6 protein-coding genes and 1 pseudogene are annotated in these 19,324 nt (G+C 47.7%); all 7 read left to right on the forward strand.

The genetic code is table 11. The features are described 5' to 3' along the window. The first annotated feature begins 23 nt into the window (after positions 1–23). The 7 genes and pseudogenes from A8L45_RS06535 to A8L45_RS06565 all read left to right on the forward strand — a co-directional run bounded on the left by A8L45_RS06535 (position 24) and on the right by A8L45_RS06565 (position 19,265). Entirely contained in the window at positions 24–2,393 is a 2,370-nt protein-coding gene (locus A8L45_RS06535) for an efflux RND transporter permease subunit (RefSeq protein ID WP_068900441.1), read from the forward strand. Positions 2,394–2,396: 3 nt separating this feature from the next. Then, positions 2,397–3,164: an outer membrane lipoprotein-sorting protein gene (locus A8L45_RS06540; protein WP_068900443.1), complete on the forward strand. Its 768-nt coding sequence runs from the start codon at positions 2,397–2,399 to the stop codon at positions 3,162–3,164. A gap of 44 nt (positions 3,165–3,208) precedes the next feature. Next, on the forward strand, positions 3,209–4,453 hold the full coding sequence (locus A8L45_RS06545) for a hypothetical protein (protein ID WP_068900445.1): 1,245 nt from the start codon (positions 3,209–3,211) through the stop codon (positions 4,451–4,453). 41 nt (positions 4,454–4,494) lie between these two features. Continuing rightward, the gene (locus A8L45_RS06550) at positions 4,495–6,618 is read left to right on the forward strand and encodes an AMP-binding protein (RefSeq protein WP_068900446.1); all 2,124 of its coding nucleotides are present in this window, start codon (positions 4,495–4,497) and stop codon (positions 6,616–6,618) included. Beyond that, positions 6,615–13,876, forward strand: a pseudogene (locus tag A8L45_RS06560) (amino acid adenylation domain-containing protein); the annotation flags it as partial. The gene A8L45_RS06550 and the pseudogene A8L45_RS06560, both read left to right, overlap by 4 nt. A gap of 246 nt (positions 13,877–14,122) precedes the next feature. Continuing rightward, positions 14,123–14,455 (forward strand): phosphopantetheine-binding protein, encoded by a 333-nt coding sequence (locus A8L45_RS25220; protein WP_245680662.1) that lies wholly within the window; start codon positions 14,123–14,125, stop codon positions 14,453–14,455. Between the two features lie 25 nt (positions 14,456–14,480). Next, positions 14,481–19,265, forward strand: coding sequence for a type I polyketide synthase (locus A8L45_RS06565; RefSeq protein WP_068900452.1), 4,785 nt, complete (start codon positions 14,481–14,483; stop codon positions 19,263–19,265). Positions 19,266–19,324 lie beyond the last annotated feature (59 nt).

A 19,324-nucleotide genomic window follows, 5' to 3' on the forward strand; every position in this document is an offset into this window, starting at 1 on the left:
TTGACTTCATCAGGAGTATAAGAATGGATGAGAAATATAATTCTCAACAGACCTTTTTATACAGGCTAACGCAAGTAACTCTGCATAACCGATGGTTATTGCTTTTATTAGTCACGCTATTGACACTATTTTTCGTATTTAAAATAAAAGATATTCGTATTGATAACTCAAACGAGTCAGCGTTTATAAAGAATGATTACACGCAACAGGTTCTAGAAGAGTTTAAAAAAGATTTTGGGAATGATGACTTTGTTTATATTCTGATTGCCAACAATGGCTCAGTATTAAATGAAAAGACGCTTGGGCGAATGAGTGCTCTTGCAGAGAAATTGGAACAAAATGTACCTTACTTAAAAAGGGTCACTTGGCTTGGTAACTCTGAATCTATTCTGAGCACTGCTGAAGGTATCGAGATCACCTCATTGATGTCGCGCCCTCCTCAAAACAAAGGTGAAACTGACGCATTAATACAACGAATCCAACGAAATCCTTCACTTATCAATAACCTTATCTCTGAAGACTACCAAACTGCGGGTATCGTTTTAGAGTTTTACCCTTATCCACATGACAAAAAAGATGCGCGCAAAGAAAGCCCACCCATTATCAACCACATTCTCTCTGAATTCAATGATTTAACCACCTATGCAGTGGGTGGCCCCGTCATTGATTACGAATATGACAAAATATCGGGCAGTGAAGGAAGCAAATTAGGGTTAGCGTGTTTAGCGTTGATTATGTTGCTGCTATTTATCACTATGCGCCGACTGTCTGGTGTCCTCATCCCTTTTATTATCATTGTGCTGAGTGTGATATGGACTCTTGGCATCATCGGATTGAGTGGTGTGCCGATTTCAATGATGATCATTATGTTGCCTATACTGCTGATCTGTGTGGGAATTGGTGATTGTTTGCACTTTTTGGCTGACTATCAACGTGCTATCTCCCAAGGAAAAAATAAAAAAGAAGCCATTCCTCAATCTCTAAAACGTGTTTTCTTACCCTGTCTGTTAACAACACTGACTACGGCAATAGGATTTCTTGCGTTCCAAGGGACTGAAATTCAACCACTGCGCGATATGGGACTATTTTCGGCGATTGGCGTGTGCGTGGCATTGCTGCTTTCACTCGTCCTCGCGCCAGTATTCGTGTCTTTTGGTGCATCTCCTGTCGCTGAGAAATCAGAAACGAATGGATCGGACTATTTTGATCATTTCCTGACTTGGGTAGGCAAGTTAGCCACCTCTTACCCTCTGGCTATCGTTTTTATCTTTGGTTCAGTCGGTATTTTGTCGGTACTGGGCTATAGCCGAGTGACAGTAGAGACAAATACGATTAAGGCAATCTCCCAAGATGTGCCTTTGCGTCAGGCCTATGATTATGTTGATGCAAACATGGGCGGCACAATGTCTTTAGAAATTGTGATGGACAGTCTCAAAGCTGATGGTATCAAAGACCCTGAATTTTTGAGGCAGATGAAAGAGCTGCAAGCATTCATCGCTGAACAACCTATGGTCTGGAAAACATATTCGATACTTGATTCACTCCAACAAACCCGGCGCTCCCTGAACAATGATGATCCCCGATTTTATAGCTTGCCGAAGACGAGTGAACAAATATCGCAATATCTGTTTCTTTACGAGATAGGTGGTGGAGAGCAACTCAGCAATTACGTCAGTTTTCTCTATGACAAAGCGCGAATCCATATCCGCACAGACAGTCTGTCAACACAGGACGTACGCAATCTTATTGAGGTCATCGATGGCTATGTAAAACAGAATATTGACCCAAAAATTGTCGTCAAATATACGGGGACAATGAACTGGGTGAAGGCCGTTGCTGACCATGTAGCAAGTGGTCAGAAAAGTAGTTTCTTGTTCGCCTTCATTGCTATCAGTTTGCTGATGACGCTGGTTTTACGCTCGGTAAAGCTGGGCCTGCTCTCAATGATACCAAACGTACTTCCAGTATTGGTTGGACTTGGCATTATGGGATTCACTGGCATTCCAATGCACATGGTACTGGTGATCTTCGCACCAATTATTATTGCTGTTTCTGTCGACGACACCATCCACTTTTTCCTCCGATTCAAACAGAATTTTCGAGAACTGAAAAACTATCGGTCTGCAGTGATAAGCACCCTGACCAGTGTAGGGCGACCATTGCTGTTTACGACGTTAGTGCTTATCTGCGGGTTTTCGGTATTCAATTTTTCCGTGATGGATAACTTCACTGATTTCGGTTTGCTGTCTGCAATGGCCTTTTTGTGGGCGCTACTGTCAGACTTTTTCCTGGTGCCTGCTTTACTTGTGCTCCTGAGACCTCTTGGTCAAGAAGATCACGAAATACAAAACCCTAACGTCTCCGTTTTCTCAGATAAACAACTCGAGGATTGAGTTATGCGAACGTCATATTTCCTAGCGATTTTCTTTATTAACACTCAGTTGATGGCGTCAGAAGCACTCGATGGCTTGGGTATTGCCGAAAAGATGCAGACAGTCGACAGCAGTTGGGACAGCAAACGCCATGGCATCATGGTCACTAATCGAGATGGACAGAATTTGAGCCGTAGTCTTGTTAGTTATCAGCAACGAAGCGAGAAAGAGCAGCGAAGTCTTATCCGTTTCTCTGAGCCAGCAGATATCAGAAATACCCGTTTTCTCAGCTGGACGTACGAAAACCCTGACGTGAGCGATGACCTATGGATTTATTTACCGGGTGAAAACCTGACGCGTCGGATCAGTGGAAGAGGGGGCAAGACAAGCAGCTTCATGCGCAGTGATTTTAATAATGAAGATATCGAAAAGCGTTTCCTGAACGACGATTCCCACCAACTTTTGCGCAGTGAGCAGTTGTTCGGTACGCAGGCCTATGTAGTCGACTTCACCCCAATCAACAAAAAGGAAAGCAATTACAGCAAGCGTACCATCTGGGTGAACGCCAATAACTGGCTTCCCATGCAAGTTCACTACTTCGACAAAAGTGGCCAGCACTTCAAAACTGCTACGTACGGTGGTGTGAAAAAAATCGGTGACATCTGGACTGTGACCAAAATAAAGATGGAAACGCCACGCCAGAATTCTGTGACGCTTCTCCAGTATAGCGATATTGCTTATAACACGGGCCTGCCAGACAGCCTGTTTACTCAGGCCTCACTATCACGCTGATTTCAATGAAATATATCTGTATTCACGGTATTGGAATGTTTTTCATGTTGCTCATGACAGAAGCACTCGCAAATGATCCCCTTGCTGATCTCGATTTATTCAAAGAGGTGGCACCTAAAAGTAATGGGTGGAGAACTGACGCATATGTCGAAAGCCGTTTTCACATTCGTGAAAATGGTGAGCGCTTGTCATTGAGGCAGCGTTTCTGGGGTCAATTGCATTATCAAAGTAATGATGGCGTCACGACTCAATTTACCGATGAAGGTGTGTGGGGTGGCCTTGTCAGTGTCTTTGCTGATTATGACCCTGAACGGCGCAGTTTTGACGATATCACAGACATTCGTCTGCATGAGGCTTACTGGCAATACGAACAACAATCATGGCGTTTTACTGTCGGGAAAAGGCGGATAACCTGGGGCACATCAGATGGTCGAAACACCTTCGACCTCATCAATCCTATCGATCTTAGCGACCCGTTAGCGAGTGGAAGTAACAGCACTCGTCTGAGCACTCTGGTTGCGGGTGGACAATGGACGTCTGGTCAACATAGCGTTGAACTTTGGCTCCTCCCAATGGCTGCTGTTAACGAACAACCTGTGTTTGGTGACCCTTGGGAGCTGACAAGCGTCAACCAACTTCGTCGTGATAGCAGAAGCGGTAAGATTTTATTAACTGAGTCTAAGGCTCCGCGTCATCAAGAGCTGGCTTGGCGCTACTCACATCACGGCAAAGGGCTCGACTATAGCCTGCTATTTTTTGATGGTTATATCGATGATCCAATCATATTGCGCAGTGGTGATGGCTTTTTCACTGAGTATGAGAGATATCAGGCTTATGGGGCGCAATTAGCTCTGGGGCTGGGCCAATCAACTATCAGAGCAGAATTTGCTTACAAACCTGATTTTCCGTTAGCGAGCGCCAATTTCATATTCAATCCATCAGACGTCAACCAGTTAATCATTGGTTGGGACCGCAATCTGGAAAGTGATCGCTACATTAACGTACAGGCTTTCTTCGACCGCTACAGCCAACCCGATGTCCCTGATCACTATGGCATTACCTTCGCTCTGAGCGACCAGTTTTTAAATGAAAGCCTGACGATTGGTGTCAGGGGGCTCAATGACTTCAGTACCCATGAATATGCCGTAGAGACCTACGCCCATTACCAGTTCGATGACCACCTGAATGTAAAAACGGGCCGTTATTGGATTAACGGCGATGAGGGCTCGATTTATCAAGATTACCACCGAAATGCGTTTACCTACTTTCAAGTCAGTTATCAATTCTGATTGAGACTGACAGCGATTAATGCACCCAAAAGGACTGACACATGAGAATAGCTAAGGTTGAAGAGACGACCAACTTGATTGAGATGTTGGAATACCGTGTCAATCTGACGCCTGATGATGTTGCTGTGCGTTTTCTTCCTCGTGGTGAGATAAGTGAAGAGAGCATCTCGCTCAGTTTTATTGAGTTACATCGGAGAGCGCAATCTATCGCGGTCAGGCTACTCCAGCAGGGGTCTCGTGGCGATCGTGTCTTATTACTCTTTGATGCGGGCATCGAATTTATTACCGGTTTTTGGGGCTGTGTATACGCGGGCATGATTGCTATTCCGCTCCCGCCGCCAAAAACGAAAAAACTGGATAGCCTCAACAGTATCGTTGCTGACGCGGATCCGACCATTATTTTGAGTCAAGAGACCGTAAAGCAGCGTCTCTATCCCGCGATGCAAAATCAATTGTTGCTGTGTCAGATACCTTGGCTGATCGAAGACGATCACCATGCTTCAAGCCATTTTCCAGATCAAATGCCGTCAGCCGATGACGTGGTCTTTTTGCAATACACTTCCGGCTCAACGGGAAGCCCAAAAGGGGTGATGGTTTCCCACCAAAATCTTCTGGCCAATCAGCTAGCGATGAAAACGATTTGGCAAAACGATGAGTCATCGGTCATTGTCAGCTGGTTGCCGCATTACCATGATATGGGCCTGATAGGCATCATTCTCCAGTCCCTGTATTCGGGGGCAACATTGGTATTGATGAGCCCTGTCTCTTTCATTCAAAAGCCAGTGCGTTGGTTGCAGGCAATCAGCCATTTTGGTGGGACGAATAGCGGGGCGCCAAACTTTGCTTATGAGAGTTGTCTGCGCACAATCAGTGATCAAGCACTCAGTAATTTGAACCTCAACACATGGCGTACCGCATGGAACGGCGCAGAGCCAATACACGCCGATACTCTGTATCGGTTTGGTAAGCGTTTTTCTGGATGCGGTTTCGATATCGATTACATCACTCCCTCATATGGCTTGGCAGAAGGCACCCTGATTGTCAGTACGGCGAATGCAGCGTCTCAAACGCCGCTTTTATCGCTTGATAATGATCAGCTTAAGCGTGGCAAAGTGAATGTTATTTCCTCGCAACCCTTGTCTCTGCAGCAGCCTGTAGATTCAAATGCAGAACTAAAATGGGGAATCGGCTGTGGCTACCCCATCCCCGGGCACGAAGTCGCTATTGTTAGCCCAAATACTCAGCAACGTTGTAATGCCAATGAAGTTGGGGAGATATGGTTTGCAGGGCCGAGTGTCGCAAAAGGCTACTGGCAAAACGCAGAGGCAACAGCCGAAACATTCCACGCAACGTTCACCGATCCTCAAAGCAATATTGAAAAAGGCCCTTATTTACGCACGGGTGACTTAGGGTTTTTGCATACTGACGGTCAAGTCTATGTGGTCGGCCGCCACAAAGACATGATGATCTTCCACGGTGAAAATTATGCACCGCAGGACATCGAACGCACCGTTGCGCTTTCCGATGATGCGTTTGTCAAAAACTCCACCGCAGCATTTTCTGTGATAGCCAATGGGGAAGAGCGGCTGGTTGTCGTCCAAGAAGTCAAGCGCAGTGCACGTAGGGCCATTGATACCCATGCACTGCTCGGATCGATACAAGCTTCTGTTGCGGAAAATCATCAACTCCCGCTTTTTGCGCTGGTGCTGATCAATGAAGCGAATCTTCCGAAGACATCGAGTGGAAAAGTACAGCGGCGTTTGAGCAAAGTGCTGTTCATTAACGATAACTGGAATGCACTGTTCAAATGGCAGCAGTCTGAGATTGATGCCGACCAACTCCTTGACCCAAGTGCGACATTTCACAACAAGCGCTACGGGCAAATTGAACCTGATTCTTTATCAGCCAACTCGCTTTCAACCAAACAACTTATCGGGTGGATCTCTGACTGGATGAAGAGAAACCTCAATGGATGCTCAGTTGAATTTGATGAGGAGAATCGTTTTGTGGCGTTTGGGATGGATTCACAAACCTCAGCAAGAATGATTTATGAATTGGCGCAGCATACGGGTATAGAGCTCGAAGCGAGTTTATGTTGGTCGTACCCATGCCCCCGCGACTTGGCGCTTTATGTCACGGAGCAACTGCAGGGAGAGTGCGCATGAATAAGACCAAATCGGTTTGTGATCCCATTGCGATTATCGGTAGTGCCTGTCGTTTTCCCGGTAAGGTGATAGACCTCGACAGTTATTGGCAGCTGCTCAGTGCAGGCAAATGTGCGATTAAAACCATCCCTGATTCTCGATGGGTGCAAGAGGATATTTATTCCTGTGAGCCCCAAGCTGGGAAGAGCTATGCCGCGAAGGCGGGTTTGCTGGAATCCGTTGATAGATTTGATGCTGACTTTTTGCGCTGACCGCGGAAGAGGCGAAGGCCATGGATCCTCAGCAGCGCATGCTACTTGAGGCTGCCTGGCATGCGCTGGAAGACGCAGGACAGCTAAACGACAGTCAGTTACGTGAGAACACCGGGCTGAGCATAGGCATCAGCACCGATGACTACGCGCATCTTTGTTCCCACACCCACTCTTTGGATGCTGTCGAGCCTTACGATTTTTTGGGAACAATGCGTTCAATCAGCGCTGGACGGGTTGCGTACCATCTTGACCTTCAAGGGCCGGTCATGCAAATGGATACCGCCTGTTCCTCATCGATGATGGCGATCCACAATGCGTGTCAGAGTTTGCGATTACACGAAGCCGACTGCATGTTAGCGGGCGGTATCAATCTCTTGCTATCACCACAAATGATGGTTGCACTCAGTCAGTTCAAAGCACTATCACCAACCGATTGTTGTCGGGTGTTTGACAGTTCTGCCGATGGTTATGTGCGTGGCGAAGGCTATGGCGTGGTTGTCTTGAAGCGACTGAGTGACGCCGAGGCAAACAATGACAATATTATCGCAGTGATCAGAGGATCGGCAGTTAATCATGATGGTGCCAGCAATGGATTGACTGCACCAAATGGACAAGCGCAAAAAAGGGTAATTCAACGCGCGTTAAAGCAATCAAATATTGATGCATCACAGGTGAACTATGTAGAAGCACACGGCACTGGCACTTTGCTGGGTGATCCTGTTGAAGTGAATACACTGATCGAATGTTACGGCAAACATCGAGAGCAGACAGACACACTTTATCTCGGGTCGGTAAAGAGTGTCATTGGGCATTTGGAGGCTGCAGCGGGTGTGGCTAGTTTGTTAAAAGTGTGTTCATGTCTGAAGCACGAGCACCTCTCTCAGAATCTCTATTTTGAAAGCCCAAATCCACACATCAGCTGGCAAAAAGCGCCAATCGATGTGGTCGATGTGCTACTCCCCTGGCCCAAACCCAATTCGGGAGGCCTAAGAACGGCAGCCATCAGCGCCTTTGGTTTCAGTGGCAGTAATGTTCACCTGATTGTGCAGGAATATTGTAGTGAACAGGCGGCTTCTCAAGCGACCTCGCCTAAAGCGTTTCTTTTTCCGTTGTCTGCAAAGTCTCAAGATGCCCTTATTAAATTGGTCAATGCCTGGCGTTCAGCGCCTTATCTGCAACCGCAAGATGGCCAGCCTAGTTTTGAGAGGGTAGCCTTTTCTGCGGCAGTAAAACGTCCCTCTTTAAAGCACCGTTTATTGCTACTTGCCTCTGATTACGGAGATCTTCAGCGTCAACTGGATGATTGGCAGCCAGACGGAGACGGACTTTGCTTTCCTATCGGCGATCTTCCTGCACACCTGCAGCAGTCAGCAACACGGTATCTTGCTGGCGAGGACATGGATTGGGCTCAATATTTCAGGGTACAGGGTGTCGAAGATGTGTTGCCATGTCGCCTGCCTATTTATCCGTTTCAAGAAAAACGATTCTGGCCGGACAGTATCTACGACTTCACTGCACCTAACACAATCTCTGACACTGTTCAGCACCAACCTGAAATCATTAAAAAAACCGGCCCTATAGCACCACGTTATCGTTTGTCGTGGCAAAGATTTGAGCCGTTACCTGCGTCCAATCGTCAGCCTTTGAAACTGTGTTTGGTGACTGATTCTTTGAATTCTGTTTGGATTGATGGTCTGCGAAAACAAAATTGCACGGTAGATGTCCAACGGCACAGTCAGTATCTAAATCAACCACATCAAACGACTGACTATGATGTGGTACTGGTGAGCATTGAAAACGATGTCAGTGATATCAATGAACTTATCTCGGATGTGTGGACGATCGCGCGCTCAAAAGCTGCACTAGGGACCAATAGCAGTGCGCTTTGGTTCTGCACCGAAAATGCGCAAATGCTGAATGACAAAGACGCACCTGCAACACTTGCTGGGCCTGCTGTGTGGGGCATGATGCGCTCATTGCGTCTGGAGTTAGGCAAGCATTGGGGAGGCTTGATTGATTGTGATACTAGCACCAGCAACGACGCTACCTTACTCAATGACGCTACCTTGTTCAATATTGTGGCCAGTACTCAAAACTGTTCTCCAGACCAAACCCTAAGTAACGACATAGAAGACCAATATTTGATTCGCGATGGTAAGTGTTATGTACCACGTTTACTTCCACTCCCGTCGCTGCCGAAAAAAGAAATAACCCCAAGCATTTCGTTTGGTCGGGCGGCCTGTTTAATTACCGGAGGTACGGGCTCGCTTGGGCTGGATGTCGCTGAATACCTTATTCAGCAAGGATCCACTCACTTAGTGTTGGCTTCCCGACGTGGCGAAGCTGCTCTTGAAAACGACAAAAGCATTGCAATGCGTGTCGGTCAGTGGCGCGCAAGAGGGATAAGAATTGACCTTGTTTCTGTCGATGTAGGAAACCTTCAAGAAGCAACATCGTTGTTTGACATGCTGCAAGACACTGGTGTCGAACTGCAGGGAATTATTCATGCAGCGGGCAATATCGAAAAACAGAGTCTCGTGAAACCGTTGGATCAGAGTGCAGTAGAAAGCATTCTCAACACCAAGGTGAAAGGGGCTGAACACCTGTATACATTGAGTCAGAATTTGCCACTTGAGTTTCTTTGGTTCTTCTCGTCAGTGACAGCAGTATGGGGAATGAAGTACCTGCCACTCTATGGAGCCGCTAATGCGTGTCTTGATGCCTTGGCGGTAAAGAGACACTGCGAAGGCTTGCCTGCGCTCAGCATCAATTGGGGCAGATTTGCAACCAATGGCATGGTCAGTGCTGAAGATGCAGAAGCTCTGGATCTGTTTGGTATAGACCCAATGCCCGTTTCCTCTGCGTTTTCCGCAATGCTGAAGAGCCAGAGAGAGAAGCTGCCTCAGGTAACGGTTATAGATGCCAAATGGCAGCAGTTCAGTGAAAGCTTCGGACATTTGGCGAGTGTGTCCCTATTCGATCAATTGTTGAACCAACCTGATTCAACCACAGCCAAACATATTGTTGCAACAAAGGCCGTTTCAGAATGGTCTCAGTCGGAGCTTGAGGATTATCTTCATCAGGTGGTTGCTCGCGAAATGCATCAATCACAAGGTGATATAGATATTGATGCAAACCTGTTTACCCTCGGGCTTAACTCCCTGCTTGCTTTGAAGATACGTAAATGCTTTAACGATGACCTGAAGCAAGAAACGACGCAGAAGCTCTTTTTCGAAGCGCAATCTATTTGTGATTTGGCTGCTTACCTATGGCCGCTAATCAACGATAGAGCGACGGAAAAAAATGTCGATACAGTCGATTACACTCGTGGAAAAATAGCTTTCCTATTTAGTGGGCAAGGCAGTCAATACGCAGGTATGGGGCAAGCATTTTATGCGTATTTTCCTGTGTTCAAGGAAGCAGTGGATAGCTGCTGCGAGTATTTGAATAGTCATTTGGCACTGGATTTTAAAGCGATTCTTTTCAGTGACGACCCAGCCCTATTAAAGCGGACTGAATATGTGCAGCCCGCGCTATTTGTTGTTGAGTATTCGCTTGCAAAACTCTGGCAGTCACGCGGTGTGGAGGCGGACTACCTCATTGGTCATAGCGTTGGCGAATATGTAGCTGCCTGTCTGGCTGGGGTGTTTTCTTTACAGGATGCGCTGCGCTTAATAAGTTTACGTGGTCAGTTGATGCAGTCTTTGCCGTCAGGTGGCGTAATGGCCGCGATTTATTGTGCAGAGAGCCTATTGCCCGCGAGGCCGGATAACATCTCCATTGCTGCGGTCAACAGCCCCAAACAATTGGTGCTTTCCGGTCCTCAGGACGCATTGTCTGAATATTGTCAGGCATTGAATCGCAACAATATTCCCGTTCAGTATCTCTCAGTCAGTCATGCTTTCCACTCTTCGCTTATGCGACCAATGATGGAACGCTTCCGAGCTGCCGCTGAAAGCATTCAATATTCGCTACCTCAATGCCCAGTGATATCAAATATTGATGGGCTTCCAGCAGGCGAAAACATTGCCTGCGCCGATTATTGGGTGGCGCATGTTGAGGCGAGTGTGAGATTTGGTGCCAGTGTTGAATACGCCTATCAAAAAGGATGTCGGCAGTTTATCGAAGTTGGACCTGGCCAGATACTGACCCCTCTTGCACAGCAATCTCTGAATGTTAGAGACGCCTGTTCTTACTTTAATTCAATGGCAGAGGAGTCAGTCGCGGTTGATAAATTCCAACAGCAACTGACAATGCTGGCTAAGAATAAACGTCAGCCAAGTTCCGATTCTGTTGAGTATGAATATCCATGGCTTGATGCTCCTGAGCTTACCCACAACCAAGAAGAACGTTTTGAGCCTTTCCCACTGACAGAGATGCAGCAGGCTTATTGGCTTGGTCGCCACAATGCGGTTTCAGACGGCGAGGTGGCGATTCATCTTTATCTTGAGATGGACATAAAACACCTAGATGCCAAGAGACTGATTAACGCCTGGCAGAAACTTGTTACCCGCCACGACATGATGAGAGCGTTGGTGAATACAGATGGCCAGCAACAAGTTATTCAAAATGCGCCAGTCTTTAAAGTCATGGAAGCACTACAAATTGACACAGAAAAGTCTCAGCGCGATTTCTACTTGGATGCAGTCAGAACCGAGCTATCTCACCAGAATGCAGATCTCAGTCGGTGGCCGCAGTCGGACCTAAGAATTACACACCTTCCTGGGTATATTTCTCGTGTTCATATCAGCCTTGATGGATGGTGTATAGATGGCTGGAGTTACCAAGTCTTATTTCACGAATTTCATCGCCTTTACCATAACCCGGATACAGCACTTCCAGCACTGGACATTACTTTCCGTGATTACGTCATGGCACTTCAGAAGTTGGAAAAAAGCGATATCTACAAAAAAAGGTTAAACGACTGGCGTCAAAAACTGCCGGAACTTCCAGATGCACCGATGCTTCCAATGGCGAGCGGCAATGAGAGGAAAAAACATTTTGAGCGTTGGCAGCATGAGCTGGATGAGACCTCACACATTGCATTCAAAAAACAAGCAACTGAGAACCGATTAACCCCCGCAGTGACGATGCTGGCCGCTTATGCGTGGGTACTCAGTCGATGGAGTGAGAGTCCAGACATCACATTGAATGTTCCCCGTTTTAACCGCTTACCGATACATAAGGACGTCAATCGATTAGTGGGGGAGTTTGCAACATTCACTCTGGTTGCGTGCCGTAGAGGTCCAGAAACGCGATTCGTCGATTTTGCTTTGAGTCTACAAGAACAGTTGTGGGAAGACATGGAAAATCCATGGGTACCCGGCGTCACCTTGTTACGCGAATTATCCAGAATAAAGCAAAAACCCAATATCATCATGCCTTTCGTTTTCACAAACATGCCTGAAGAGACACTTGATGGCGAACGTCTGGAATTATTGAATCAATGGAGTGACGACGCAGAGATTCCTTTCTTCCTGACACAAACACCTCAGGTCTGGATAGATTGCCAATACCACGAGGTAAATGGCGGGCTCTTGATTTTCTGGGATGCAATGGCTGGACTCTTTGAGCCCGGATTGCTTGATACCTTGTTTGAGCATTTTGTCTCCTTCATTGAGCAACTAGCGATCAGCGAACAGGCATGGCAGCTCAGCAGCCTGAGTCTCATCAAAAGTGACACCCCTGATGATCTTATTACGGATTTAACCGAAGAGGATTTCTATCAACAATTTCTGACTCAAGTCAAAGCAAGACCAGATGCAATGGCAGTGCTGACTGATAATCAGCACCTGAGTTATCGCCAACTTGATATACAGGTTCGTTATTGGGCTGTTCGTTTAGCCGAGGCCAAACAACAGTCTGATATTGAAGCGCCTGTCGCCATCATCATGGAGAAGGGATGGCAGCAAGTTGTAGCAGTGATGGCAACGCTGGCGAGTGGTTCGACATGTCTGCCCATTGATCCTGATCTACCATCAGCCCGCCTGAACTATATGCTTGAGCATGCGGGAGTGAAGGTGGTGTTAACACAGCATCACCTTGCCGAGTCCCTCACACCTTTCTCTATTAATTGCCTAGTGATTGAATCACCGATTCAGGATGAATCTGTAGGGACACTGCTAACCGATGAAGATATTCCGTCCTGCGCTGAGCTAGCTTTTATTATCTATACATCAGGTTCAACTGGTTTACCCAAAGCAGTCATGCTGAATCAAGCTGGTGTTGCCAATGCCATCACTTATGCAAAGCAGCGTTTTAACTTGGATGACAGCGATCGTCTGCTGGCGTTAACACCACTTCACCATGATATGGCGCTTTTTGATGTGCTGGGTGGGCTGTCTTCTGGAGCTGGCATCGTGATCCCCGATGCTGCTAAGCGCAAAGATCCGGAGCATTGGTTGTCACTGATGGCGACTTATCAGGTGTCAGTCTGGAACAGTGTACCCGCAATGATGGATATGCTGCTTAGGGTGTGTCGGGTAAAGCCTGCTTTTGCGCGTGATTGTTGCAGTTATTTACGTTGTTGCATTCTGGGGGGGGACTGGATTTCGTTAGCCATTCCTAGGCAGCTCAGGCAGTTAAATCCCGAAATGCGTATTTTCAGTGTTGGAGGGCCAACAGAGACATCCGTATGGAATGTGATGTATGAAGTTGAGGCTATTAACCCGGAATGGAGGAGCATTCCGTACGGAAAGCCCATCTCGAATAATCGCTACTATGTACTCAATGGGCTGATGGAGGAGTGTCCAACTGGGGTGCAGGGTGAGCTTTATGCCGCAGGTATCGGACTTGCTAATGGATACCTCGGGGATCCTGAAAAATCGGGCTCGGTATTTATCACACACCCGGAAACTGGAGAGCGGATTTATCGAACTGATGACCTCGGTCGTTGGATGCCTGACGGTAACCTCGAATTTATGGGACGCCGTGACAATCAGGTTCAAATCGCGGGCTACCGTATCGAATTGGGTGAAATTGAATCTGTACTGCTGAAGCAACCTGAAATAGAGCGAGCGCTGGGGATGCTGCATGGGCAGGACGAGCTTGTTCAACTGGCTGTCGTTTATGTTTGCAAGCACGGTCAGGATGTTAGCTCAAATGATCTAAAAGAACGGCTAAGCCTTGAATTGCCTTCAGCGATGATACCGAAGAAGTGGTTAGCGGTAGAGTCGATGCCACTGACCGCAAACGGAAAAGTCGACCGGCGTTTGTTGCAAGAGACACTCTCGCAGAGCGACAGCGCACCATCAATGTCTCATCAGTTACCCGCCGATGATATAGAAGCCAGTCTGGCGGAGCTCTGGCAGGAGGCGCTGAAGCGCGATGCCATTGGCGTTCAAGAGAACTTCTTTGAAGCGGGCGGCAACTCTTTAATCGCCACAGAGTTATTCCTGAAAATTCGGGCGAGCTTTCCGGCTGTTAACACTGTAATCACACTCTACGAATACCCAACCATCTCGTCATTGGCAGGTTTTGTTCACCGCCAAACCTCTCAATCATCAAAAAATAAAACAGAAAAAGTCCTACATGAAAGGGGGCAGAAGCGTCGCCAGAAACTCAGGGCGAAGCAGCGCATTTCATAACATTAATTCTCGGAGGGACGGAAATATGAGTGAACCAGATATCACGATGAGTGTTGCGATTATCGGCATGGCAGGACGTTTCCCTGGCGCCGATACAGTTAACACGTTTTGGCAAAATCTTTGTGAAAAGAAAGACGTTCGCGAGCAATTTACTGATGAACAATTGAAAGCATCAAATCTGTCTGATGAAGCGAGCCGATTCAGTGATTTTGTCACTAAAGGGTATCGACTGAATGACGTCGACCAGTTTGCGGCGAGCTTTTTTGATATCACGCCGCGACAGGCGAAGATGATTGATCCTCAGCAACGTCTATTTTTGGAAACGACCTGGCAGGCACTGGAGGATGCTGGGTATGTACCTGACGAGTACCCCGGCCATGTTGGCGTTTATGCGGGTGCGAATTTCAATAACTATATATTCAACGTTGCCGATCACTTTGATCTTCGCGATATCGATGTCTATCTCGAAGCAATGATTGCTAACGATAAGGATTATCTGACATCTCGTGTTTCGCACAAACTAAACCTGACGGGGCCAGCAATCACTGTGCTCACCTCTTGTTCGTCATCATTGGCGGCGATTGCAACTGCGTATCAGTCCCTATTAGATTACCAATGTGACATGGCGATTGCTGGTGGCGTTGGTCTTAACATACCTCAAGAGCGTGGATACCGATTCTACAAAGAAGGTGGTTTGTCAAAAGATGCTGCATGCCATGCGTTTGATGCGGACGGCACTGGCGTAATTCATGGCAACGGTGTGGGCGTTATCATCATGAAGCGCCTTGAAGATGCCATAGAAGATGGCGATAACATTTCGGCTGTGATTAAAGCGGCTGCCATCAACAACGATGGCGCGAAAAAGGTCGCTTATGCAGCACCAAGCGTTGATGGGCAATCAGATGTTATCCGAGAAACGCTGGCGATGGCTGATATCCGGCCCGAATCTATTCGATTTATTGAGGCGCACGGAACAGGCACACCTGTGGGTGACCCTATTGAGTTTACCGCAATCAAGCGTGCTTATGGGCTAACCTCACCGCATTCAACCCACTCTGGCAATAATCCGCGCTGTGCGCTTGGATCAGTAAAAACCAACATAGGGCATTTGGGCGCAGCTTCGGGTGTCGCAGGTGTTATCAAAGCCGCGCTGGCGCTTAAACATCGTCAATTACCTCCCTTGATGCATTTTTCCTCGCCAAACCCCGAGCTTGGCCTCGAAAATACCCCGTTTTACGTGAATACCGCTTTAGAGGACTGGAGCAGTGAAACGTGGGATCAACCGGTAAACGCAGCAGTTAGCTCATTTGGAATTGGCGGGACAAATGTTCACCTGATTTTGCAAGAGATGCACTCAGCCGACAAAAAGCCAGTGGATGATGCCCCTCATTCTTCAACAATTTTCCCCCTCTCGGCAAAGTCCAAAGAGGCCCTTCAAGCTCAGGCTGATCAGTTACTCGATTATTTGACCAAGAACCCTGACACACAGTTCAACGACATTGCCTTCACGCTGCAACGCGGAAGGAAAGCTTTCCCTCATCGACGATTTATCGTAAGTCAGCACCGTGATGACTTGATCAAAAAACTGGGTGCTAAACCTACGCGAGGTCAGGTTGCGGAAATTAACGCGCAGAATGCGATAAGTAAAACGGCGTTTATGTTCCCCGGTGTTGGTGACCAATATGTGGGCATGGGAGCGGATTTATACCGAGAGCAAATACCATTTCGTGATGCCATCGATACCTGTGCGAACATTTTGCTGCCACTGCTAGAACTCGATATTCGTGATGTACTTTACCCCAGTGATACCGGTAGAGCGTTGGCAGAATCTCAGTTAAATCAGCCTGAAATCGGCATGGCTTGCCTCGTCTCACTTCAACATGCACTGGTTGAGCAGTTAGCCGCATGGGGCATTGCCCCAGACAAACTTATCGGCCATAGCCTCGGCGAATATTGCGCGGCGTTAACGGCGGGCGTTTTCTCACTTGAGCAAGCTCTCTCTTTGGTTGTATTCCGCGGGCGCTTGATCCGGCAATGCATGCCGGGTGGCATGCTGGTGGTGAGTCAGGATTCGTCTGAACTGCAAGGATCGTTGCCGGGCTCGCTTTCCCTCGCCGTGGTCAATGCGCCAAATCTTTGTATGGTCTCTGGCCCGTTGGCTGAGATTAATGCATTTGAGCAAGAACTGAAGGCGGACAAAACTGGTTTCCATCGCTTGCCCGGCGAAAGAGCAGGCCATTCCAGCACGCTAGATCCTATATTGAGTGAGTTTCACGAGTTTGTGCAAAGCATGAACTTACAAGCACCTTCCATTCCCTTTGTGTCCAACGTAACAGGCACATTCATTACGCCTGAGCAGGCCGTATCACCGGACTATTGGGTTCGTCATCTTCGAGAGACTGTGCTGTTCCATCAGGGATTGTCGGTGATCATGCAAGACGAGCAAGCGGTGCTGTTCGAGCTCGGTGCAGGACGCGGTTTGACGACAATGGCGAAGCGCCACCCCGAGTTTGGACGCAAGCGCAAAATTATTCCGACGATGCGAAGTGCGGATAAAGCGCTCAATGACAACGACGTACTTAATGAAGCATTAGGTACCTTATGGTTGACTGGTTTACCCATCGACTGGGGAAAAGTCAGAGCAACAGCTGTCAATGAAGGTGCTGTCGGCAAGCGGACAGCGTTACCCACTTATCCCTTCGAACGAGAGTCTTATTGGCTTGAGCGTAAACGCCACAATGGACATGGCCAACACAGTGAAACACCTTCCGGTAGCGTCACTCTCGAGAAGCGTGCAGATATGGCGAGCTGGTTTTATGCACCTTCTTGGCAGCAGCGCCCCAAGCGTGTCGAGGTGCCGTCGACAAAGGCGCGGTGTTATCTGGTGTTCAATCGCGATCAGTCGGTGTTGAACGAACTAAAAGAACAACACGAGACAAGAGGCGATAACGTCATCACTGTCGATTGGGCAGAGACCTATTGTCGTCAAAGCTCTAATCAATTCTGTATTCGTGCGGGTGAACCTGCTGATTACCAGCGACTTCTCAGTGAGGTAGTGGAAGCTGGCTCGATACCTGACGTAATAGTTCATGGCTGGCAGCTATCAGAGCTAGATAGGCACTTACCAAAAAGCACTGAGCAATTATCCGGTTCGCTCAGCCAACAAACGGGTTATTTGAGCCTTATGTACCTTCTTAGCGCGATGTCAGATAAACAACTGACAGGTGCTGAGACTCGTTTGGTTGTTCTCTCCCGCGAGCTTTACAAGGTGACGGGAGAAGAGGAGGTTTCACCAAATCAGGCAACACTGCTTGGCCCTTGTAAGGTCATTCCTTATGAATTTCCTGAACTGAACTTCCTACACATTGATATCGATGCAAAAGTCGCTTCAGCCTCTAACCCTATAGGTCTTATCAAGGAAATTGATCAATCTGAACCGCAACGGGAAAGTCGCTTCTTATCGGTTGCATACCGCAACGGCCTTCGTTGGGAACCTGTTTATACCCCTTTAACGCCATCGTTACCGAATGCCGGAGATCTCGCCAAAAAGTCTCTGCGTCAGGAAGGCACATATCTGGTAACAGGCGCATCTGGTGGCATTGGCGCGACGGCGGCCAGTTGGCTGGCCAGTGAAGTTGAAAGCCCTAATCTGATCCTAGTCAGCCGTACGGAACTGCCGTCCCGTGATATCTGGTCTCAATGGATGAAAACCTATGAAGACGAGCCTGATCCGTCAAAAGAAATGCAACAGATTTACCAGCGCATTGGGCAGGTGAAAACATTAGAACAGCAAGGCGCTAAGGTACATGTTTTCGCTGTCGATGTAGCAGACAGAGATGGCATGGTGTCGCTCAAGACAACTATAGAAGCTAAATTTGGGGCAGTTAACGGTATCGTTCATGCCGCAGGTGTTGTTGGTGGCGGCCTGATGACGCTTGAAGCCACTGCTGAAAGTCACTTGAACCTGAATAGCAAAGTGGTGGGAACTGTGTTGCTCCATCAGCTTTTTGAAGGCCAACAGCTCGACTTCATGTTGCTTTGTTCTTCGATGGGTGCGATTGCTGGCAGTCTCGGACAAGTAGAGAACACCGCTGCAAATATCTTCCTCGATACCTTTGCTCAACATCATGCAAATCCTTGTACCAGACAAGAAAACGCTACCCGAATACTCAGTGTGAACTGGGACTACTGGCTGGAAGTAGGAATGATTCTGGATTTAGCCGAACGCCATGAAAAAATCACCGGTAGCAGCATGGATATCGGGATTTTACCGCAAGAGGGAATGACCTGTTTTAACCATGTATTAGCACAGTCATTACCACAGCTGATTGTTTCTACCGCCGATCTTCCGCTACTCATAAAACAGCGTTCACAGTCTGTTGATCAAGCCATTTCTCTGTTTGAGCAAGCTGATATCAGCAATGAGCAACACCATTTCGACCGCTCAAATCTCAGCAGCGATTACCTTGCGCCAAGAAATGCTGTCGAGCAGGTTTTGGCCATGCTCTGGCAACAGCGGTTAGGTATTGATGCAGTCGGTGTTAACGACGACTTCCTTGAACTCGGGGGAGACTCGATGTTGGCCCTTCCGCTAATGGCAGATATGCGCGATGCGCTTCAATTTGATCTTCCCATAAGAGCCCTGTTTAGCGAGCAAAACATTGCCCGCATAGCAGCCTTGATAACCGATAACGAATCAGAACCCGGCTTAAGCGAGCATATTGCTGATATTTATCTGAAAGTCAGAAGCCTATCGCCTGATGAAGTTAAGAAAGTTCTGGCGGAAGAGGAGCAAGCATCGACGGTGTGACAGCAAATTTTAAGGGGCAATGATGAGCAAATAATTAATCACTGGAGGACGCTGTTTTC

The sequence above is a fragment of the Veronia pacifica genome (genome assembly GCF_001707825.1).
GTDB classification, from domain to species: domain Bacteria; phylum Pseudomonadota; class Gammaproteobacteria; order Enterobacterales; family Vibrionaceae; genus Veronia; species Veronia pacifica.